Source organism: Embleya sp. NBC_00888 (assembly GCF_045207655.1).
GTDB lineage: Bacteria > Actinomycetota > Actinomycetes > Streptomycetales > Streptomycetaceae > Embleya.
In genome coordinates this window covers 3,136,249-3,157,479 of sequence record NZ_CP108785.1, presented here as the reverse complement: position 1 = coordinate 3,157,479, position 21,231 = coordinate 3,136,249, and the positions used below count along the sequence as shown (strand labels likewise).

General features: G+C 73.8%; 15 protein-coding genes. 2 read left to right on the top strand and 13 right to left on the bottom strand.

Going from position 1 to position 21,231, the window contains the following annotated elements; all coding sequences use genetic code 11:
* The 6 genes from OG948_RS48215 to OG948_RS48190 form a co-directional block, all read right to left on the bottom strand.
* Positions 1-2,982 (bottom strand): AAA family ATPase, encoded by a 2,982-nt coding sequence (locus tag OG948_RS48215; RefSeq protein ID WP_406300675.1) that lies wholly within the window; start codon positions 2,980-2,982, stop codon positions 1-3.
* Positions 2,983-3,288: 306 nt separating this feature from the next.
* On the bottom strand, positions 3,289-4,110 hold the full coding sequence (locus OG948_RS48210; RefSeq protein WP_406300904.1) for a chitosanase: 822 nt from the start codon (positions 4,108-4,110) through the stop codon (positions 3,289-3,291).
* A 234-nt stretch (positions 4,111-4,344) separates the two neighbouring features.
* Complete coding sequence (locus tag OG948_RS48205) at positions 4,345-7,248, bottom strand: bpX6 domain-containing protein (RefSeq protein ID WP_406300674.1); 2,904 nt, start codon at positions 7,246-7,248, stop codon at positions 4,345-4,347.
* A 152-nt stretch (positions 7,249-7,400) separates the two neighbouring features.
* Positions 7,401-9,062 carry a hypothetical protein gene (locus tag OG948_RS48200; RefSeq protein ID WP_331771373.1) on the bottom strand — a complete coding sequence of 554 codons (1,662 nt, stop codon included), beginning with the start codon at positions 9,060-9,062 and terminating at the stop codon, positions 7,401-7,403.
* The gene (locus tag OG948_RS48195) at positions 9,059-9,613 is read right to left on the bottom strand and encodes a hypothetical protein (RefSeq protein ID WP_331771372.1); all 555 of its coding nucleotides are present in this window, start codon (positions 9,611-9,613) and stop codon (positions 9,059-9,061) included. The genes OG948_RS48200 and OG948_RS48195 overlap by 4 nt, the downstream gene beginning before the upstream one ends.
* Before the next feature lie 16 nt (positions 9,614-9,629).
* Positions 9,630-10,778, bottom strand: coding sequence for an AAA family ATPase (locus OG948_RS48190; RefSeq protein WP_331771371.1), 1,149 nt, complete (start codon positions 10,776-10,778; stop codon positions 9,630-9,632).
* 363 nt (positions 10,779-11,141) lie between these two features.
* Between OG948_RS48190 and OG948_RS48185 the strand changes: the two genes are divergently transcribed.
* Positions 11,142-11,303, top strand: coding sequence for a hypothetical protein (locus OG948_RS48185; protein ID WP_406300672.1), 162 nt, complete (start codon positions 11,142-11,144; stop codon positions 11,301-11,303).
* 76 nt (positions 11,304-11,379) lie between these two features.
* Here the strand turns inward: OG948_RS48185 and OG948_RS48180 are convergent, their stop codons facing one another.
* From OG948_RS48180 to OG948_RS48160, 5 genes are all read right to left on the bottom strand, one after another.
* Positions 11,380-11,637 carry a hypothetical protein gene (locus OG948_RS48180; RefSeq protein ID WP_331771369.1) on the bottom strand — a complete coding sequence of 86 codons (258 nt, stop codon included), beginning with the start codon at positions 11,635-11,637 and terminating at the stop codon, positions 11,380-11,382.
* Between the two features lie 29 nt (positions 11,638-11,666).
* Complete coding sequence (locus tag OG948_RS48175) at positions 11,667-12,905, bottom strand: cytochrome P450 (protein ID WP_331771368.1); 1,239 nt, start codon at positions 12,903-12,905, stop codon at positions 11,667-11,669.
* Between the two features lie 247 nt (positions 12,906-13,152).
* Positions 13,153-13,398 (bottom strand): hypothetical protein, encoded by a 246-nt coding sequence (locus OG948_RS48170; protein ID WP_406300671.1) that lies wholly within the window; start codon positions 13,396-13,398, stop codon positions 13,153-13,155.
* A 543-nt stretch (positions 13,399-13,941) separates the two neighbouring features.
* Positions 13,942-15,027 carry a helix-turn-helix transcriptional regulator gene (locus tag OG948_RS48165; RefSeq protein WP_331771366.1) on the bottom strand — a complete coding sequence of 362 codons (1,086 nt, stop codon included), beginning with the start codon at positions 15,025-15,027 and terminating at the stop codon, positions 13,942-13,944.
* Positions 15,028-15,744: 717 nt separating this feature from the next.
* Positions 15,745-16,752 carry a quinone oxidoreductase gene (locus OG948_RS48160; protein ID WP_331771365.1) on the bottom strand — a complete coding sequence of 336 codons (1,008 nt, stop codon included), beginning with the start codon at positions 16,750-16,752 and terminating at the stop codon, positions 15,745-15,747.
* A 183-nt stretch (positions 16,753-16,935) separates the two neighbouring features.
* On the opposite strand from OG948_RS48160, the gene OG948_RS48155 reads away from it, so the two are divergent.
* Positions 16,936-18,324 (top strand): MFS transporter, encoded by a 1,389-nt coding sequence (locus OG948_RS48155; RefSeq protein ID WP_331771364.1) that lies wholly within the window; start codon positions 16,936-16,938, stop codon positions 18,322-18,324.
* A 644-nt stretch (positions 18,325-18,968) separates the two neighbouring features.
* Here OG948_RS48155 and OG948_RS48150 read toward each other — a convergent pair.
* Together OG948_RS48150 and OG948_RS48145 are read right to left on the bottom strand one after the other, a co-directional pair.
* Positions 18,969-19,526 (bottom strand): CAP family protein, encoded by a 558-nt coding sequence (locus tag OG948_RS48150; RefSeq protein WP_331771363.1) that lies wholly within the window; start codon positions 19,524-19,526, stop codon positions 18,969-18,971.
* A 222-nt stretch (positions 19,527-19,748) separates the two neighbouring features.
* Positions 19,749-20,996: an ROK family protein gene (locus tag OG948_RS48145; RefSeq protein ID WP_331771362.1), complete on the bottom strand. Its 1,248-nt coding sequence runs from the start codon at positions 20,994-20,996 to the stop codon at positions 19,749-19,751.
* Positions 20,997-21,231 lie beyond the last annotated feature (235 nt).

Genomic DNA, 21,231 nt, shown 5'->3' with positions numbered 1-21,231 from the left:
TCAGTCCGGAAGCAACCCGCTGCGCCGGGCCAGGGCCACCGCCTCGGTGCGGCGGGACGCGCCGACCTTGGCCATGATGTTGGAGACGTGCACACTCGCGGTCTTCGCGCTGATGAACAGTTCCTCGCCGATCTGCCGGTTGGTCCGGCCCTTGGCGAGCAGTTCCAGCACCTCCTGCTCGCGCGCGGTCAGCATCGCCTCGCCGGCCGGCGCCGCGTTCGGATCGCCCAACCGCGCGCGCCGCACCGCCGCGTCCACCGCGTCCCGCAGCGGCACCGATCCCAGCCGATCCGCCGTCTCCCGCGCCCGCCGCGCCAGGTCGGCCGCCTCGTCCCGGCGCCCGGCCGCCACCAGCGCCTGGACCAGCCGCAGTTCGCTGCGCGCGCCCTCGAACACGTTGCCGTAGTCGTACGCCCGGACCGTCTTCTCCCACAGCGCGACGTCCGAATCGCCGGACACCCGGGACCACTCGGCCTCGACGCGCAGCAGCCAGGCGGTGCCCTCCGCGCCGGTGCGCGGATGGCGACGACCGGGCCAGGTCGCCGTGGTGCGGGCCAGTTCGATGAACTCCCGTGCCGTCGCCATCTCCTGCTCCACCCCCTCGGCGTCGCCCGCGGCCCGCAGCTCGGCCACCGTGTCGCCGATCGCGGACAGCACCAGGGCGGACAACCGCACCCCAACGTCCGGGTACCGATTGAGCTCCTCGGACAGTTCGGACAGCGTGCGTCGCGCCCATTCGGCCGTCGCGCGGGAATCACCGCGCCAGGCCGCCTCGTCGGTCAGCACCAGACCGCCCACGAGCGTGCCCATCCAGTTGAACGGCCGCCCCTCGAACAGGACCCGCGCCCGCTCCGCGACACCGGGCCCACCGCGACCCAGCAGCACGTACAGCTCCGCCGCCGCGACGTGGCCGAACGCCGAGGGCACCGTCGAGGGCACCTCGGCCAGGGCGTCGTCCCAGCGCCCCAGCGTGTACAGGAGCTGGGCGCGCAGGTAGCGCATCTCGAGCGGATACGGGGACGTGGTCCTGGTGCTGCTGCGGGCCAGTTCCAGGCCCTCGTCCAACCAGCGCAGGCAGTCCTGGAGCAGGCCCGACTCGAACGTGCCCATGGCCAGGTTCATCAGCGCCCGCAGCTCGATCGTCGGATTTCCCGATCGGCGGGCCAACTCGCGTGCCTGAACCAGCCGTTGACGTCCCTCGTCGGACTGCCGACTGGACTCCAGACCGGTCAGCGAGATGATCGCGTCGGCGAGGGCGTCGTCCGTGCCGAGTTCCTCGGCGACCGCCAGCACCTGGCGACCGACCCGCCGGGCGGTCTCGTCGTCCTTGTAGTAGTACGCGGCCTGCACGTACGTGGCCGCCGCCCACAACCAGGTGTGCGACGGCGGCTCGGCCGGAATCATCTCGAGTGCCTGTCTGCTGTACTCGAACGCGGCCTGGAGGTCGTCCACGCTCATCAGGCTGGAGGCCAGCGTGTAGCGCACGGTCACCGCCAGGTCGACGTCCGCGTGCTCGCCGAGCCGATCCAGGGCGGTACGCGCGAACGCGACGGCACGGTGCGCCTCACCGGCTCGGACCGCTGCCGCGGACGCGCGCAACATCAGCGACACGTTGTCGCTGTCGACCAACTCCCGCGCGTTCGGCACCGCGTCCCACACCTCGAGGGCCGTTTCGACCCAGCGCATCTCCTCGGCGGGCGCACCCATGCGCGCGGCATGGTCGGCCGCCTCGATCGACGCGGTGAGCGCTCCGGGCAGGTCGTGAGCGGCCCGGTGGTGATGGGCCCGCTCGGCCGGACTCGCGGCCCGGCGCTCCGCGGCGCCGAGCAGGCGGCCGAACACCGCGTGGATCCGCACCCGTTCGCCCGGCAGCAGGTCCGCGTACGCCGCCTCGCGGATCAGCGCGTGGCGAAACGCGTAGGTGTCGCCCTCGCCGGCCACCAGCAGGTGCCGTCCGACCGCCTCGCGCAGCGCCGCCTCCAACTCGTCGTCCGGCAGCTCGACGGCGTCCCGAAGCAATCCGTGCTCGACCCGGCGACCGGCCACGGCGGCCGTGCGGATCACCCGCTGGGCGGTGCCCGACATCTGCTCGATCCGGGTGAGCAGCACCTCGGCCAGGCCGCTGGGCACACCGCCCACCGCGGTGTCGGTGGCCGCGCGCAGTTCCTGGGCGTAGAACGCGTTGCCCTCGGCCCGCTCGACGATGGCCCGTACGGTGTGCTCGGGCAGCGGGTGGGCGTCCAGGCCGCGCACCAGGCTGGCCACGTCCTCGTCGTCCATCGGGCGCAGGTCCAGCCGCCCGACCGAGGGCAGCCGGACCAACTCGGCCAGCAGCGGGCGCAGCGGGTGCCGCCGATGCAGGTCGTCCGAGCGGTAGGAGGCCAGCACGGTCAACCGCTGGTACGCGGCGCCGCCCGGGCGCTGCGGCAACAACCGGCTCAGCAGGAAGCGCAGCAGGTCGCGGGTGGACTGGTCGGCCCAGTGCAGGTCCTCGACCACCAGCAGGACGGGAGCCTGCTCGGCGAGGTCGCCGAGCAGCGCCGCGACGTCCTCCAACAGCCGCAGCCGCACCCCGGAGTCCGGCATCGTGCCCGCGTACTCCGCCGCGCCCCCGCCGGCGCGCAACAGCCGATCGACGGCCGGGTGCGCGGCCAACACGTCGGCGTACCGCTCCTCGGCGTCCAGCCGGCGCAGCACCTCGACGAACGGCAGGTACGGCAGGCCGACGTCACCGAGGTCCACACAGTGGCCGGTCAACACGGTCATCCCGGCGCCGGCCGCCCGTGCGGCGGCCTCCGCGAGCAGCCGGGTCTTGCCCACTCCGGCGTCCCCGGCCAGCAGTACGGCGCACGGATCACCCGCCCGCCCCCACGCCAACGCCTCGTCGAGCCGGGCGACCTCCTCGCCCCGCCCCACCAGCGCCGCATCCCAACCCACGTCAGTCACCGCGCAATCCTGACACGTGTCGGCGACACAGGACATCTCGCCCCACAACCGTGTCCTGCCACGACACGCCGCGGCGACCCGCGGGCCCTCCCGGGGTGGCACGCACGCGCTCCGCGTGACGCCGATGTCACGGATCGTGCGCGCGAAAGGCCACCGCGGGCTGCGGTGGCCTTTCGTCGTGCGGGACCGGCAGGGTGGCGCGGGTCGGCTCGGCTGCGCTTCGGGCCGGGCCGGGCCGGGCCGGGCGCCGAGTGCCGGGTGTGGTCGGTGTCGGGGGTGGTCGGGCTCGGGGGTGGTCGGGCTCGGAAGCGGTCGGGTCTCGGGTGGTCGGCGCGGCCTCGATCAGCTCTTGATCGAGTAGCTGTCGCCGTAGACCTTCCAGTTCAGCGGCGGGTTGAGGTCGAGGTTGCCGGCCTTGAGGAAGACGCGCTGTTCGGTGTCGACCCGGCTGGTGTCGCTGTGCGCGTCCTCGTGCTTCATCGCGACCTTGCGGGCGTCGAGGAAGGCGTTGAGGTAGGTGGTCTCGTTGCCGCCCTGGGCCGGCGGCTTGGCCTTCTTGAGCGCGTTGGCGCGGATCGAGCCGAAGCTGTCCCGGTCGCCGCCGTCGCCGTGCATGACGATCGCGTCGTAGTAGATGAACTGGCCGAGTGCGCCCAGCCCGTCCGACTTGCCGCGGTTGACGGCCGGGTTGAAGTACACGCGGTCCCGCTCGTCGTCCTGTGCCTGGCGGAAGTCGGCGTCGCCGGCGGCGGTCGCCCAGGCCTTCGTGAACGAACTGCCCAGGCCCGCGTGCGAGTCCGTGCCGTTGACCTTGCGCAGTGCGGGCAGGAACTTGGCCAGCACGTTGCCGGGCTTGCGCGCGGTGTACAACTCGACCAGGTCGAGCATGTCACCGGTGCCGGAACAGAAGCCGATGATTCCGGCCGTGTATCCGCGCCCGTCGTCGATGTCCTCGATGTACTTGTACTGCGCCTTCCAGTCCAGGGAGGAGTTCTCCGCACTGGACACCAGTTGCATGGCGATGTCCTTCTTGTGCGGGTCGTCCAATCCGATCCGCGCGGCGGCGACCTGGGCCGCCGCGCCGGTCGAACCCGACTCCGCGGCGTCGTTCGTCGCCGCGTGGGCCAGCGGCCCGGGTACGGCGATCAGCAGTCCGGTGGCCACAAGCAGAGTCAGGCGCTTGCGGCGTCGTCCGAGGTGAGAGTGCACGTGCGTCTCCGTTCCGGCTCTACGGCCACGTTCGGGGGGCTCCGTGTCCATCCTTTGTTAGGAAAGTTTCCTAACAAGGACGAGTCACATTGAAGCACTGCCGGGTTCCGTCGCCAAGGGGACCGAGGGCATCACCTGAAAACTGATGTTCCGTCATCCGGGTTGGTCACAAAGCGACCTGATGACTGATCAGGTTCGAAAGACGGCGCGCACCGAAGTGCCGTCCAAGACCACGATCCGGCCCGAGCGGTCCCAGGCGGTGATCCGGCCCGCGTGTTCCCGGAAGCCGATGGTGTCGGGGGCGGCACCGGGGAAGGCGATGTTCGCGACGGCGTCGGTGTCCGTGCCCGGGTACACCGACGCCGAGCCCTCGCTCGGCACGAGCAGGTGGGCGTCACCCGAGACGAGGACCGCCTCGAAGACGGTGGGCACGACGACACCGGTACCGGTGACCAGAGAACGTGGCATCGTGCCCGCCAGGGTGGACCGTTCCCGCAGCGTCCATCCCGGCATGTCCCAGCGCCACTTGACGAGTTCCGTCATCCGTTCGGCGCCCTCCCGGGTCTGTGCCAGGGCCGCGCACGAGGTCGCGGTCCGGGTCACGCCGAGGAACGGCGCGGGTGCGGCGTCCTCACGCCAGACCACGCGCGGCCGCGGGGTGGTGGTGTCGAGAACCGTGATCACCCCCTGATCCAACGTCACCAGGTGTGCGCCGTCGAACGAGTCGGGGAACTCCCGTGCCGACACGGTGGCCCAGTGGCGGATCCGGCGGGTGAGCACCTCCAGTCGGTGGATGTCGCGGGACACGCCGCGTTCGGCGACCAACAACGCGACGGCGCCGTGGTCGGCCAGGACGATCCCGTGCGCCGGCACGTCCCAGCGAACCCGCTCGCGGCCGTCGGGGCCGAACAGGCGGGTACCGGCCGCGCCACACGCGACCAGGACCGTGCCGTCGGGCAGGGCGGCGGCACTTCGGATCGGCACCCGCCCCGGGAGGTCGCCTGCGGTCACCGCGACCGGGCGGTCCCGTCGCCCGCGCCCGGGTTCCTCGGGCGGACGCAGATCGACCGCGGCGAGCGGATCGGCGCGGACGCGGAGCGCGTCGAATCGACGGCGTACGCTCCCGGGCGGCGAGGCGATCACCCCGGCGGGCCGTCCCGCAGCGCGGGCGAGGGCCCGGGCGGCCAGGGTGGCCAGTTCGCGATCCCAGGCGGGGTCGGCGGCCGACATCTCGGCCAGTGCGGACGTGAAGGTGTCCAGCGCGGCGCGGTCGGCGCGGACCACGATCGGGCCGGCGCCGGCGCCGGCGCCGGCGCCGCTTCCGGCCGCCGGCTCCGTCGCCGCGGCCCGGTCGCCAGGCTCGACCCCGCTGTCGCGCGCCTCGGCCCCGCCCGCGCCCACGTCTGTGTCCGCGTCCGCGTCCAGGAACGCCACCACCGCGGACCTGGCCTGCTCGATCGGCGCCTCCGTGGCGAGGTACGCCAGCAGCCGTGCCCCGATCGTGCCGCCCTGTGCGATGCCGGCCGTCAAGTCGGCGGCCACCGCCGGGCGCAGGTCGCGGTCGGGCCAGGCGGCCTCGACCGCGCCCGGATGATCGCCGATCGCCTGGCAGGCCGCGACCCACTCCGCACGCAACGCGGCGGCCGTCCGCGGGTAGGTCGGCGTCAGTCGCCCGATCGCGGTCTCGAACGCGCCGTGCAGCCGCGCGTGCCGCACCGCCCGCTCCCGCTCACCGGCGCGCCACCACAGCCCCACCACCAGGTCCGGTGCCGTCATGCGGTTCTCGGCCAGTTCGGCGGCATTCCGGAAGCGGCCGTGGCGGGTGTACAGGGCCACCGCCGCGTCCGGTGAGCCGAGCAGGTCCGCGAGCGCGAACGCGGCCTCGTCGATCCGGTCGTCCCGCTCGAGTCGTTCGGCCGCGTCCGTGTACAACACGCGCAGGCGCGCGAACATCGCCGGTTCGGCCCGCAGCGCGGCGCCCGCCGGGCCGACCCGGACGGTGGGCCTCAGGTCGCCGGTTCGCGGCCTCGGCACCCCGAGCGCCGGCGGAACCCGCCGCCCTTCGGCCGACGCCTCGGAGAGCGCGATGCCGTTCCGCAGCGCCTCGTGGTAGCTACCGCGCTCGAACTGCCGGGCAAGGTCGCGCAGATAGCGCTCCTGCCGATCGACGACCAAGCGGGCCAGGGGGCTTCGCATCAGCAACTCGGCGAGGCGGGCGCCGGGGGCGCCCAGGAGCCGTGCGAGCGGACGGCGGGGGCGGGACCCGCCCCGAGACCCACCGCCGGGAGGGGCCTCCGCTTTCCCGGCGCCTGGATCGGTCGCCGCGTACCGGCCCGCAGGGGCGCCGCGAGAGCGTCGACGCCACAGCAGTACGGCCGACACCAGGACAGGACCGAGCAGCGCGATCGGGGCTCGGCCGTCGGTCACCGTGCCGAGCGCCGCGACGGCGCCACCGACGACCAGGGCGACGACGCCGACCGAGGCGACGATCCCGAGGAAGGCGAACGGTTCGCGCCCCGCGTGCGGCAGCGGCCTCGCGGAGCCTCGCCCGAACCTCGCGAAGGCTCGCCCGAACCCCGCCGAACCGCGCCCGCCGACGCGGGGGTTCGCCAACTCGGCCGCGACCCGTTCCGCCCGCTCGTCGCGCCGGCCCACCCCCGCCCTCGCCCGCAGGTCCGGAGCGGTTTCCGGAGCCGGCTCGATCGGGGCCTCGGCTCGGGCCGCGACCGCGTCGAGCGCGGGCAATCGCCGGATCGGCAACCCGTCGACGCGCAGCCACGACGCGGGCGTCAGGACCGGCAACCCGGCCAGGGCGACGGTGACCCGCCGCCCGCCGGAACGTCCCACCAGGTATCCCCGGTCACCGGGTCCTGACGGCAACCCCGGTTCCACCAGGGCCTGATCGAGCCCGCACAGCGGCGATCCGGGCGCTTGCTCGGCCCGCACGACACGCTCCGCGCCGAGCCGCAACAACCAGCGCCCGTCCGGCAGCGTGTACAGCCGGGCACCGGGGTCCCACAGGGCCAACACCCGGGCGGCGGCCTCGTCCCGGCCCAGGAGCGGCACGTCCAGAAGGAATCCGGCGGCCCGCACCGAACCGCGATAGCCGCTCGCGCCGCGGCCCGGCGACCCCTGTGGCGACCCGTCGAGGGTCCCGCCCGGCGACCCGTCCGGCATCCCGTCGGGGGGCTCGCACGGCGTCCCTCCCGGTACCCCGTCCCGGGTCCGATCCCCCGTCGCGCCCGTCATACCGCCGCCAAGGTCGCCAGGACCCGGCCGGTCACCGCGTGGCCGATCCTGATCCGCCCGGTCCGGTCCCGCATGGCGATCAGCGGCAGCGTCGGATGTACCGTCAACGGGTCCGTCCCGTCCGACCAGGCGCCCAGCACCCGGTCGCCGTCCGAGGTGTGCGCGCGCACCAGCGCGTCGTCCGCCGACGTGCTCACGAGCGCGGCCCTGCCGTCCTCGACGACCAGACCGATGGGTCGCACCCCGAGCGGGACGTACAACACCTGCTCCGGGGCGCCCGGCGCGGTGTGGATCCGCCACCTGGTCGGATCCTCGGCGCACCACCCGAACGCGCCGCCGCCCAGCAGGTGATCGGTGACGTCGACCGCCGTGATCGGCCTGGGCCCGCCGGTGAATCGCAGGTGCCGGGTGCCGGTCGGAGCGGTCATCAGCGGTTCGTCCCGGAACGAACCCACACCCGGCGCGATCGAGACCTGCTCGATCCGAACCGGCGACTCCCGCGCGCACAACCGCCACCACGCGTCCCCGATCCGCCAGAGCACCGCCCCCGGTACGTGGAGAACCGGCCGGATCGGATCGTCACCGGTCGCCGCGCCCGCGTCCGCGTCGAACCCCTCGATCGGCCCACCGATATGCTCCGCGTCCCAAAACGGTCGCCCGATCACGTGTACGGCGAACTCCCTGCGGAAGAGCGTCACCACGATCAGTCGGCGGCCCCACCAGGACGCGGCGTGAACGGTGCCGCGGAAGCCGTACCGGGTCGGTCGGCCCAACGGTCGGCCGCCGGTGGGGATGTACACCGAGAGCAGGTCGCCCGGTCCCTCGCCGCGCATCAACAGGTATCGCGACCCCCCGGTGAACGCGGGCAGCCGCAGCGGGCCCACCGAGAGCCCCGGCGGGGTCGACTCGATCGCGGCGAATTCGCGTCCGCGCAAGGCTTGGACCGCGATCTCCGGTGCGGGCAGCGGCAGTTCCACGGTCGCGTCGGCGATCGACGCCAGGACGCGCGACGCGCCCGCGGCGGTCCATTCCGCCTCGCGCGCGGTGATCACCCGAGGTCCCGTGGCGGTGGTGCCCAGGATCCACACCTCGTCGGCGGCGTCCATCCCGGCCACGCGCGCCGCGATCTGGCCGGGTGTGGGTGGCCGATCCAGGCGGATGTTCAGCCAGGAGCGCAACATCCGACGCAGATCACCGGTGAGCCGGGTGCCCGGATCCGTGCCGAGCACTTCGACCACCAGGTCCATGTCGCGCGCCTGGGCCTTCGCGGCCAGCACGATCAGGCAGGCGAGTTGCACCAGACGCGGCGCACCGGCCTGGAGCGGTCCGGCGTCGACCAACACGACCACCCGACCCGTCGGTCGCGGGTCGACGAAACCCGGTTCCAGGTAGAGCAGTTCGCCGGACGCGGCGCGGCGCAGGAACTCCGTCCCGCACTCCTGGGCCCACAACCACTCGGATGCGAGCAGCCGCTCCGGGTGTCCGCGTCGGCTGATCCCGCCATATCCCGCGAACTCCCCGGCCGGGGCGGCGGCGGGTTCGGCCGCCGACAACATCGTGTCCAGTCGTCGAATCATCGGCCCCAACGCGGTGCCGAGTTCGGGGGTGAGTGCGCGCAACGGACCGGCCCAGGGCGCGAGCGCGTCCGGCAGCCTCACCTGGCGCCGCCGGTCGCCAGGGTCGCCAGCGCGTCCCGGTCCGCCGGGCCGGCGGGCATCGGCGCCACGAGAACTCCGTCCGGCAGCAGGACCACCAGGTCGCGGGGGCCCAGCGCGAGACGCCACAACTCGGCCGAGGGCGCCGGCCGCATCGTGGTGGGCGTCAGGGCCTCCCCGTCCCACCCGAGATAACGCAGCCCGTCCAGCCAGGGCAGGTCCTCGCCCACAACGACCAGCCAGTCCTGATCCCCGACGGCACGCAGGACGTCCCCGCGCGCCAACCGCTCGACGATCCGCAGCGCGAGGCCCGGCACGGCCGAACCCCGGGCCAGCACGGCGGCGACCGGAAGCGGCGGTTCCCGGGGATGCCACACGGGCGCGGCGGGGCCGGCCGCGAACGGCTCGTCGCGTGGACCGGAGGCGGTCGCAGGCGCGGGCCCGGCCGGGTCCCGGGGGCCGATCGGCTCCGCAGGGCCGGCCGGTTTCGCCCGCCCCGGTGACCGCGCGTGCCCGCCCTCCGGGTGTCTCGTCGGCTCGGCGGCGTCCGTCATCACGACCCCACGGCCATCACGACCCCACGGCCGCGATCAACCGCTCGCGGATGGCGGCCAGTTCCGCGCCGAGGTCCGGTGTCGCGAAACCGGCGTCGATCTCGCGCAGCACCGCCTCCAGCCGCAACCTCCGGTCCCCGTCGGCCGGTTCGGTCCCGTATCGGTCGAGCAGGTCCCGGCCGGTGGCCACGAGGCGCTGTGCCCGGGCGGCGCTGCCCCGCGAGTACTCCTCGGCGGCATGGAACAGGCCCCGGTTGGCCGCGTCGCCGATCAGGTCGGCCAACACCTCGCGCGCCGCCGTCTGCGCGGCCGGGTCCGGCGCGATCAGCGGCAGCGTCCACAGATCGCCGGCCTCCGCGACCACGCGCCCGTCCAGGACGGCGGCCGAGGCCACCAGTCGTTGCGAGCGCACCGCCCGCCGGTCGGTGATCGGTACGCCCGCCGCCCGCATGCGCCGAATCGCCGTGGCCAACACCGGTCGTACCGCACCGAGTTCGCAGGCGAGCGCCGCCGCCGCGAGGCGATCGAGCCCGGCCCACGTGGGCGGGGCCGGCACCTCGGGCCGAGCGGCGGCGCGGGTGTCGCCCTCCTCCAGCAGTTCCTCCAGCCGCGCGTCCGCGACCGGTTCGACGAACACCCGGGCCAGGAACCGATCCGCGAAGGCCGCCAGCGCGGGATCCTCCGGAACGTGGTTCGCGGCTCCGACGCACACCCGCAGGGGCGCCGCCAGCACGGTTGCGCCGCGCCGGAAGACACGCTCGTTGAGCAGCCCGAGCAGCGTGTTCAGGATCGCGGTGGAACCGAGGAACACCTCGTCCAGGAAGGCGATCTCCGCCTCCGGCAACATGCCGGCCGTCTCGATCTCGACGACGCCCTCACGCAGTCGGCGCAGGTCGACCGGGCCGAAGATCTCGTTCGGCTCGGTGAATCGGCCCAACAGGTACTCGAAGTAGCGCCCGCCGAGCTGCTCCGCGATCCGTTGCACCGCCGACGACTTCGCCGTCCCGGGTGGACCGACCACCAGCAGATGTTCACCCGCGACCGCGCACAGCGTCACCACCTCGGCGACCACCTCGCGATCGACCAGACCCACCCGCGCGGCGGCCAACGCCGCCCGCACCGCGAGCGCGTCCTCCGCCACCTGTGTCGACCCCGAAACGATCACCCGCGAAGTCTATGCATCGCGCCCCACACGCACATTCGCGTTTCCGAAGCGCCGCATCGGAGCCGGCCAAGCCGCGTCGGAGCTGCCGAAGCGCTGCGTCGGAAGCGCCGCGTCGCCCGTCCCGACGGGTCGGAAGCCGGCCCGAGCCGGTGCGGCCTTCACGCCGTCGCCGTGCCGAACTCCGAGCAGGGCGCGAGTCGATGCGGGTGCCCCGACAACCCGTTGGACCCGATGTCGGTCGGTATGCGGCGGCCCGCCCGCGTCGTCGCGGGGAGGTCTCGAATCGGCCGGGTAACCGGTCGATTACGGACTGATTCGGATCCGATGGCAGCCAACCGCGCCGTCGCGTGGCAGCATCGTGGCATGGACGAGCATCCGCAGCCCGAAGACGAGCCCGAGTGGCTCGACCACGACGACTTCGAGCGGCTCTTGGCCGAGGTCCTGCCGGACCCCAAGCCACAGTTGCCACCGCTCGCCGCCAAGCGGGTCTACGAGCGCGCCGGCCGAGGCGACACCGGCAGTTGAGCGACCCGGTCGGCCCGAGGCCGCGCAGACGCCCGAGAACCGGGCGTCCGGCGTCGGCTCGGCCGGCCGGCGCGGTTCATCGGCGGAACCAGGCCGAGTCGCGTACCGCGCGGGAGAGTTCGGCCTGATCCAGCGGCGGTGCCGGCAGCGGCGGGCCGCAGGTCGTACCACCGACGATGCCGGCGGTGACGTGGATCTCGATGCTCCGGCCGTCCGCGCGGGTCACGCTCGCGCCGAAGCCTCCGGTCGACCGGTGTCCGGCCCCGGGTTCCTGTTGGTCCGGCGGCGAGGTCCAGGTCTCGAGCAGCGAACCGTCGGACGACGTGCCGTTCACACACGCCGTGTTCGGCGCGACCACGGGCGTTAAGCGCCCGTCGGCGAATCACCCAGGGTGATCGGGAGTTCACCGTAGCCGCGCAGCAGGAGGCGATCGTGTCGGGTCGCGCCCGGTGCCCGGGTCAGGGCCGGGAACCGGGCGAGCAGACGCTCGAAGGCCACCTCGGCCTCCAGCCGGGCGAGCATCGCGCCGACGCAGTAGTGGATGCCCGCCCCGAAGCTCAGCGGCCCGTTCTCGGCCCGCCACGGATCGAACCGCTGCGGTTCGTGATAGCGCGCGGGATCGCGGTTGGCCGCGCCGATCAGCACCAGCACCTCGCCGTGGTGCGGCAGCGCCCTGCCGCCGACCGTCAGACCGTCCGTGAGCGCGATCCGCGAGGTGAGCTGGACCGGCGAGTCGTGGCGCAGCACCTCCTCGACGAAGGAGGCCATCGGCAGCGCGCGTCGGGCCAGCGCGGTGCGTACGCCCGGGTGCGCGTCCAGCAGCGCGAGGCCGTTGCCGAGCAGGTTGGTGGTGGTCTCGAATCCGGCCACCAGCAACAGCACCAGGTTGGCGATCAGTTCGGCGTCGGTGATCGCCTGCTCCGGGTCCTCGTCGCGCAGCCGCACCAGCGCGCCGATCAGGTCCTCGCGCGGCGCGGCCCGGCGCTCGGCGACCAGGTCCTCGAAGTATCCGGCGAGTTCGTGGGCGGCCCGGTCCGCCGCGCTCAGGTCGAGCTCACCGGACATGAACTCCAGCGCCTCGGTGAGATCGTGGGCCGGGCCCCGGAAGCGGTACCGGTCCGCCTCCGGGACGCCGAGCAGTTCGCAGATCACCCCGACCGGCAGCGCGAAGGCGAACCGGTCCATGAAGTCGACGGGCGCGCCGTCCCGCCCCGCCTCGGCCATCCCGGCCAGGAGTCGGTCCACGGCGCTCTCGACGGCCGGTCGCAGCGCGGCGATCCGGCGCGCGGTGAACACGGCCGCGATCGGCTTGCGCAACCTGGTGTGCACGGGCGGGTTGCTCTGCAGGATCGAGCGGCCGAGCAGCCCCCAGGACTGCGGTTCCTCGGTCCCGCCGAACACGGCCGCGGTCAGTTCGCGGTCGAGTACGCCGAAGTCCCGGTCGCGCAGCACCCGATCGGCCTCGGCGTGGCCGGTCACCACGACGAACGTGTCGCTCACCCACAGCACGGGGCCGAGCCGTTGGGCCTGTTCGTACAGCGGGTAGGGGTCCGCCCGGGTATCCGGTGCGGTGAGTTGCGCCACGATTGCGGATGCGTCCACGAGTCGGCCTCTCGTCCCCCGTCGCCGGCCGGCCCCGAGTCCGGGGCCGGCCGCCTGTCATCGGGTCAACCGTGCGGAGCGCGCCCGGAGTTCCCGTCCGCGCGGGCGAATCACGCCACCCGCCGAGGGGCGTGACTCAGGCGGTCGATCGGTCCGCCTCCCCCAGGACGAACTCCCGGATCGCCGCGCCGATCTCGTGTGGCGAGTCCTCCTGGACGTAGTGGCTTCCGGCGACCGTGACCTCGCTCTACCGGGGCCGGCTCCGGGCGAACTCCAGGGCGCGGCCGACCAGGATGGCCCCGGGCTCGGCGGTGATCAGCAACTTGGGGACCGGGCTGTGCGCGAGCCACCTCCCGTACTCCTCCACCGTGTGCGCGACATCGGCGGGGGTGCCGTCGATGGGCAGTTCGCGGGGGAAGACCAGGGTGGGCAGGCGGGACTCGCGGGTGCGGAACGGCGCGCGGTAGGCATCCATCTCGGTCTTGGGGGACACGCTCGGGGTGGGGGCGGTGCGCTCGGTGTCGGTGGTTGGCGCGCGCGGCGCGATGGCACTTGGCGTGGGTGGTCGGTGTATCGGCGGGCTGGGGGTGGGGGACACGCACTGAGCGGCGGGTGGCGGGGTCGGTGTGGGCGGTTGGCGCAAATGCACGGGCGACGTGGGCGGTTGGTGCATTGGCATGGCGGCGTGCGCGGGGTGGCTTGCCCGGGTGGGTGGTTGGCAGGCGGCGGGCTGCGGGGGCGGTGATTGGTGCGACGGTATGTGGCGCGTGGTCGCTTCTGGGACGGGTGGTGTGCGTGGTTGTGGTCGGCTTGCACGTCGCGGGTGAAAACCGGTCTCGGCCCGGGCATGCCTGAGGTCTTCAGCCGGTAGGGCGTGGCGCGCAAGGCGGGACTGCCGAGGGCGGGACGGCGTGGCTGATACGGGCTCTACGACCCGGGCTCCTCGGCGACGGTGGTGCCAGTGGTGCCGGTGGCGGGTCTGGTGGTGGCGGCGCCGCGCCGCGCGGGCGTGGCCGTGGCCGTGACCGTGGTGCGGTCAACTCGCCGTTCGTACTCGCGACACCTGGGCTGTGGCGGCTGGGGCTACGTGTTCGGTGAAGAGTTTGGCGACCAGTTCACCGCGGCTGGCGACGCCGACCTTGGACAGGACGGACTTGATGTGGTCGCGCACCGTGTGTTTGGAGATCTGCAGTCGGCGGGCGATCTCGTCGGTGCCCAGGCCGCCCGCGACCAGGCGGGTGATCTCGGCCTCGCGCCCGGTCAGTTCGTACGCCTCGACGATGATCGCGGCCACCTCGGACGCCGGAGCCGCCTCGATCATCACCACCGTGAAGGGGTCGTCGCCGCTCAGCCGGGACGCGTGGCACACCAGCCAGCGTCCGGCGCGGGTCCGCACCCGCACCCGACCGGTCCCGGCCGCCGCCAGGGTGGCGATCCACATCGGCATCGTGGTTTCCGCGTCCTCGCCTGCCACACTCGCGATTCGCTCGCGGGCCTGCTCGTTGGCCGAGATCAGGCGTCCGGCGCGGTCGAAGAGCAGTACGCCGGTCGCCTCGTCCGTGCCGGCCACCTCCTCGACGGTGACCTCGCCCGGCCGCAGGAAGCCGCGCAGCCGCCTGGCGAGTGGCGCGGACAGACCTGCGACCAGTTCGGTGTCGGCGGGGGTGAAGGCCGGCCGATCCCGGTCCCGGAACAGGCTCACGCTGCCCCACGGTCGACCCGCCGTCCGCAGCACCGCGCGCAGTTCGTCGCCGAACCGGCGTGGGCGCAGGTACGCGTCGTAGAGCGGACCGATCTCGGGCCGATCGCCCGTGCTCTCGCGCAGCGCCGCCGCCGGAACCCGGGCGTCCACGAGGGTGCGGAACGCGTTGATCGTGTTCGGGTCGGCCTCGCTGGTCCAAAACGCCGCGCAGCCACCCGCGTCGATGTTCTCCACCCGGATCGGCGCGGCGATCAGCCCGGTGAGCGGATCGGTCGCGCGCCACACGGCGGCGTCGAACGGGACCAGACGCCGCAGCCGCACCGACGCGGTCGCGAACAGCGCGAGCGCGTCGGGCGCCTCGGCGGCGCGGGCGAGCAGTTCGTCCCGCTTCCAGCCGTCGGTGTCGGGTCGGCGGGTCATCGGCGCTTCCGTTCACTGGTCGGGTATCTCGGGCGGAGGCAATAACCGGGCCGGGGGTGCAAAGGCCGGCGCGGCAATCGGGTCGGCAGGTCGGTGCGCTTGGGTCGGTGCGCTGTGGATCGGCGGTCAGCTGTCGGGGTGCCGGCGGGTCGGCGGGTCGGCGGGTCGGCGGGTCGGCGGGTCGGCGGGTCGGCGGGTCGGCGGGTCGGCGGGTCACCCCAGCAAAGGCATCAACCCGGCGAATCAGCAGAAGCTTCCCCGTCGTCCGCCGGCTCTCCGGGTCCTCGTCCACACCACGCGCCCGCGCCGGCGAGTAGCGCCCGCCCACCTACGGCCGCAGCGCGCCGGACAGCTTGCGCTCTCCAACACGTCGCGCGCCCAGGCGGGCAATTCCACGCGGCCACGGACACAGCCGGCGAAGCCCGACCGGGTGGCGACTCGGCGTGCCGGCACGTCGGCCGGGTCACCCCCCCCCAGCCACGGCATCAACCCGGCGAATCAGCAGAAGTCTCCCCGTCGTCCGCCGGCTCTCCGGGGTCCTCGTCCACACCACGCGCCCGCGCCGGCGGATGCGCCCGCCCACCTACGGCCGCAGCGCGCCGGACAACTTGCGTTCTCCAGCACGTCGCGCGCCCGGGCGGGCAATTCCACGCGGGCACGGAGATATTCGCGAAGCCGGGCCGGGTGGCGGGTCGATGCGCCGACGGGTCGGCCGGGTCACCCCCCGGCGAAGGCGTCAGTCTCGGGAATCAGCAGAAGCTTCCCCGTCGTTCGGCGGCTCTCCAGGTCCTCGTGTGCGCGGCGCGCCTGCGCCAGGGGGTAGCGCCCGCCCACATGCGGCCGCAATGCGCCGGACAGCGTGCGTTCGAACACGTCGCGTGCCCGGGCGAGCAGTTCCACGCGGTCGCGGAGGTAGTCGGCGATGCCGGGCCGGGTCAGGTACAACGAGCCCGCGCCGAGCAGGCGGCCGGTGTCGAAGTCTCGTACCGGGCCGCTCGCCCCGCCGAGCAGCACCATGGTGCCGCGGGTACGAAGGCTCGCCAGGCCGCCGTCGAAGGTCGCCGCGCCGACTCCGTCGTACACCACGTCCGCGCCCCGCCCCTCGGTGGCCTCGCGGACCCGCTCGGCGAACCCGTCGTAACCGACCACGAGATCGGCCCCGGCCGCGCGGGCCCGGGCGTGCTTGGCCGGGTCGGACACCGTCGCGATCACCCGCGCGCCGCGGGCGACCGCGTACTGGGTAAGCAGTCCGCCCAGCCCGCCCGCCGCCGCGTGCACCACGACAGTCTCGCCCTGGCGGACCCGGTGGGTGTCGTGGGTGAGGTAGTGCGCGGTCATCCCGTGCATCAACACCGAGGCGGCCGATTCGACGTCCAGCCCGTCCGGGATCGGCACCGCACGATCCGCGGAGACCACGGCGCGCTGCGCGTAGCCGCCGTACGCGGTGGTCACCGAGCCGTCCATGGCCCACGCCACCCGGTCGCCGACGGCGACGCCGGTCACGTCCGGGCCGAGTTCGGCGACCGTACCGGCGCCCTCGACGCCGGGGACGAACGGCGTGGGTACGGCGAACACTCCTCGGCGCTGGCTGATGTCGATGAAGTTGACCCCGCCGGCGGCCACGTTCACCAGCACCTGCCCCGGGCCGGGACGCGGTTCGGGATGGGCGTGGACGGCGGTCAGTACCTCGGGACCACCGTATGCGGTGGCGATGACGGCTTGCATGGCGCGTACTCCTCGGCCGGATCGATGCGGACGTCGTCGATCCTGCGCGTCCCGGCCGCACGCGCCCATCCCCCAGGTGAGGGATGGGCGGCGGCTGGGCGCGGGCCGAGAGTGGCCCGGGTCGATGCCCGGGGCTCGATGGTCGAGTACACCCCGGCGGCATCGCGGACGAGGAGCACGGTCGTGACGACGAAGCAGGCGACGCCGGACGGGAGTACCGGGCAGGCGGGGCCGGTGCCGATCCGGACGGCAGCGGAGCCCGGTGCGATTCGCGGGGAAGGGATCCGGCTCGGACTGCTCGGCGGGCCCTCGGTGTTCGGGGTCACCTCGGCCGGGGTCGCGCTGCCGGACGTGGGCCGCGCTCTGGACGCCGGGCCGACGACCCTCGGCTGGGTGCTGACCGCGCACGCGCTCGCGCTCGGCATGGGGACGGCCGTGTTCGGCCGGCTCGCGGACGCGCGCGGCGTGCGGTTCTCGCTGTCGGCGGGCGGCGCGCTGCTCGCGCTGGGCATGGCGGTGTGCCTGGGTGCGCCGAACCTCGGTGTCCTGGTCGCCGGTCGGTTCCTGGCGGCGGCCGGCTCGGGCGCGATGGTCTCCGCCGCGCTGGCGCTCGCGGTGGCCGCCGATCCGGCCCGGCGGGCCCGGATCCTGGGCGGCTTCGGCGGCACGATGGCGGTCTTCGGGGCCGGCGCCACCCTGGTCGGTGGCGTGGTGACCGAGTGGATCGGCTGGCGGGCCACGCTCGTACTGCCCGCGCTGTCCCTGCCGGTGATCGCCCTGTGCCTGCCGCTGATCCGCCGCGCCGGGACCGGTTCGCGCCGCGCGGTGGACGCGGTGGGTGCCGGGCTGGTCGCGATCACGGCCACCACATCGCTGGTGCTGATCCAGTCCCCCACGCTGTCCCTGGGCGCGCCCGCGGTCTCGGCCCTGGGCGCCGGCGCCGCGCTCGCCCTGGGCACGCTGACCTGGTGGACCCGGCGCCGCCCGCACGGTTTCGTGCCGCGCGCGCTGATCGGCGACCGCACGATCGTGCTCACGGCGGTGATGGGGATCGGCGTGTTCGGCGCGCTGTTCTCGGTGATGTACGCGGCGCCGCAACTGCTGGTCCGGGAGTACGAGTGGAGCGTGCTCCAGGTCGGCGCGGCACTGCTGCCCGGCGGCCTGATCGGCTTCGTGCTCGCCCGTCGGGCGGTGGGGTCGCACGGGCGCGGGTTGTTCGCGGCGACCGCGGTGGCGGCTGCGGCGGGCCTGCTCGCGGTGGGCCTGAGCTCGGGCGCGGCGGTGATCGTGGTGGCCGCGTCGCTGTGCATCGTGGCCTTCGCGGTGAGCCAGGTCGTCACCACCGGGCGGGTCGCCACTCTGGTCGACCCCGCCGTACGCGGCGGGGCGGTCGGACTGCTCAACCAGACGTACTTCGTCGGCGGCGGGATGGGCGCGGCAGCGGTCGGCGCGCTGTCCGAGACCATGGACCCGGCGCGGGCCCTGGCCCTCGTCGCGCTGCTTCCACCACTCGCGGCGAGCGCGGCATTGTGGCCGACCGGGACGAACGGGCGTGCGGCCTCGGGAGGATGACGCATGTCGCGGCAACGACCAACCTGAAGCGGGTATTTCGCCACAACGGGGATTCAGCCACAACCGGCGCCCGGACCGCCGTGGGGACTCGGCCACGTCCAACACTCGCACCGCCGACCGGGATTCGGCCACAGCGGATGCTTGGACCGCCAAACGGAATTCGACTGCGGCAGGCGCTCGGGCCGCCGTGGGCGACTCCACCACGTCCAACACTCGCACCGCCGACCAGGATTCGGCCACCGCAGTGGCTTGGACCACCGACCGGAATTCGGCCAGACCGGCGCTCAGACCACCGACCGGAACGCGGCCACAATCGGCGTTCAAGCCGCCGTAGGCGTCTCGGCCACGACCAACACTCACACCGCCGACCAGGATTCGGCCACAACGAACGCTTGGACCACCAAACGGGATCCGGTCGCGGCAGGCGCTCGGATCACCGGAACCTGAACTCGGCACGGTCGGCGCTCGGGCCGCCGTAGGGATTCGGCCACGGCGGACGCTCGGACCACCGAACCGGACTCGTTCGCGACCGGCGTTTGGGCCGCCGACAGGGACTCGGCTGCGGCCGGCGCTCGGGCTGCCGACCGAATTCGGCCACGACCGGCGCTCGGACCGCCGACGGGCGTACGGCCAAATCCCTCGCGTCAGCGGGCCGGTGCCACGTTTTGCGTGAAGGAGCCGGTCAGATTGCCCGGTGCCCGCCAGTTGACCACGATGTAGGTCTCGTACCATTTCGAGCCGCGACCGGCGGAGCGGGCCGCGCCGATCCTGGTGCTGCGCTTCCAGACCAACTGGGTGAAGTTGCCTGTGGCGCCACTGAATCGGCCGGCCTCGAAGTCGTACGCGGCGACCTCGTCGTACCAGGCCTGCGCCGCCGCTGGGGCCGAGACCGGGCCCGGTGCGGTGCCGCCGCCCCAATAGAGCGTCTCGCCCGTGCCGGGGTCCAGCCCGCGATGGCCCTCCGAGAGCCCCTCGAAGGCCGAGATCTGCGCCGCGCGTTTCTTCGCGTACGTGTTCAGCTCCGGGTCGAACCGCACGGCCGGCGCGCCGTGCCGGCTCCGGTAGGTGTTGATCGCGGTCAACATCTCGTTCAGGTAGGCACCGTCGGTGGCGTCCGGCAGCGCGGGCCGGGCGTACGCGGGCACGGCCGCGGCCACCACCAACAGCGCTGCCGCGACCATGACTCCGAAGCGTTTGCGCACGCGTGCCCCTATCGATCCCGACCGCCGATTGCGACCGCGGGCTCAGCATGGGGCGGGCGCGGTACGGCACGGGCGACTCGAAGTGGGTTCACCCATCTGGAGCAGGGTGAACGGCCGGGTGAGAGACGGATCGGAGGCGGATCGGAACGCGTCGGAAACGGGTCGAAAGCGGGCTTCGGGCGCCGGCGATGCGCGAGAGCACGAGAGCACGCGCGGGCGACGTCAGGTCGTCGTGGTCGTGTTGCCCAGCACCGGGACGTCGGCCGCGTTGGCCAGGGTCGACTCCCGGCTGATCCGGAGTGCTCCGCGCAGCGTCGCGTCCGGGCCCAACACGCCTGCCACGATGGCCGGTTGCAGACGTGGCGCGAGCGCGCGGCGGCCGGCCAGCGTGGCGTCGACACCGGGGGTCAGCCATGCCTTCCACGTCGCCAGGTAGCCGCCCAGGATCACCTCGCCCGGGTCCACGAGTCCCGAGATCGCCAGCACCGCCGCGCCCACCGCGCGGCCCGCGACGGCGAGCGCGTCGACCGCCCGCGGATCGCCGGCGCCCAGTCGGCGGTCGAGTTCGGCCAGGGCCGCGTCGATCCCGTCCCGCGCGGCGAGGTCGGCGAGCCCGGCGGCGGCGGTCAGCGGCTCGGGCCCGACGTACATCGCCAGGCACCCGCGCGCACCGCACGGGCAGTCGGGGCCGTCGAACGCGAGCGGGATGTGGCCGACTTCGCCGGCCGTGCCGTGCGTACCGGTGTGGATCCGGCCGTCCACCACCAGGCCGCCGCCCACACCGGTGTCGGCCTTGATGTACGCGACGGCGTAAGGGAGTTCACCGCCCCGTTCGGCCCGGGCGTGGTATTCGGCCAGGGCCGCGACGTTCGCGTCGTTGACCACGTCGAGCGGGCAGGCGAGGTCGGGCAGGTGCGCCAGCACCAGCGCGCGCAGGTCGGTCCGGGACCAGCCGAAGTCGATCGCTGCGGCAACGGTGTGGCCGGGCCCGGTCACCGGCCCCGCCATCGCGATCACCACCCGGGCGAGATGCACGTCGGGTCGGGCGCGCACCACCGCTTCGGCCCGGCCGATCTCGCGCGCGAGCACGGCGGCCGGCGGTTCGGGATCGCCGAACGGCGCGTGATGCGGCACGGACGCGCGGTGCACCACGGTGCCGGCCAGGTCCGCGGCCATCACCTCGACCCGCTCCAGGGTCACCTGTACCGCGATCGCCACCACCCGCCCCGGCACCAGGCGCAACAACCGGCGCGGCCGCCCCCGCCCCCCGGAGGACGCCGAGCCCACCTCGGCCACCAGACCACGCCCGATCAGGTCGGCGGCCAAGCCGGTGACCGAGGCGGGCACGAGGCCGGTGGCCGTCGCGACCTCGGTACGCGCACAGGGGCCGTGCGCGGCGATCTCGCGCGACACGAGGGCGAGATTGTGCCGACGAACCGCGGCGGTGTCGGTGGGGGCGGGGGTGTTCACCCGACCGATTCTGCCCCAGTCGGATCCGGACGCTTCCGGTCGACCGCGGGGCCGGGTGGTGCCAACGCCCGGCAACGCCCTGCGGTCCCACCGACCCGTGGGTCGGCAACTCGGCGCCACCGTGGCCCAACGGCACCGCGGCCCAACGGCACCGCGGCTCCGTGGGCGCATGGTCGCGTGGCCGCGTGGGCGGTCATATTTTTTTCACGTCTTGTAATATTTATGAATCGGGGTC

Bases quoted from the DNA above. Each gene is read 5' to 3' on its own strand.
- OG948_RS48215 (WP_406300675.1), bottom strand. From the start codon at position 2,982: ATGTCCTGTGTCGCCGACACGTGTCAGGATTGCGCGGTGACTGACGTG.
- OG948_RS48195 (WP_331771372.1), bottom strand. From the start codon at position 9,613: ATGACGGACGCCGCCGAGCCGACGAGACACCCGGAGGGCGGGCACGCG.
- OG948_RS48185 (WP_406300672.1), top strand. From the start codon at position 11,142: ATGGACGAGCATCCGCAGCCCGAAGACGAGCCCGAGTGGCTCGACCAC.
- OG948_RS48165 (WP_331771366.1), bottom strand. From the start codon at position 15,027: ATGACCCGCCGACCCGACACCGACGGCTGGAAGCGGGACGAACTGCTC.
- OG948_RS48160 (WP_331771365.1), bottom strand. From the start codon at position 16,752: ATGCAAGCCGTCATCGCCACCGCATACGGTGGTCCCGAGGTACTGACC.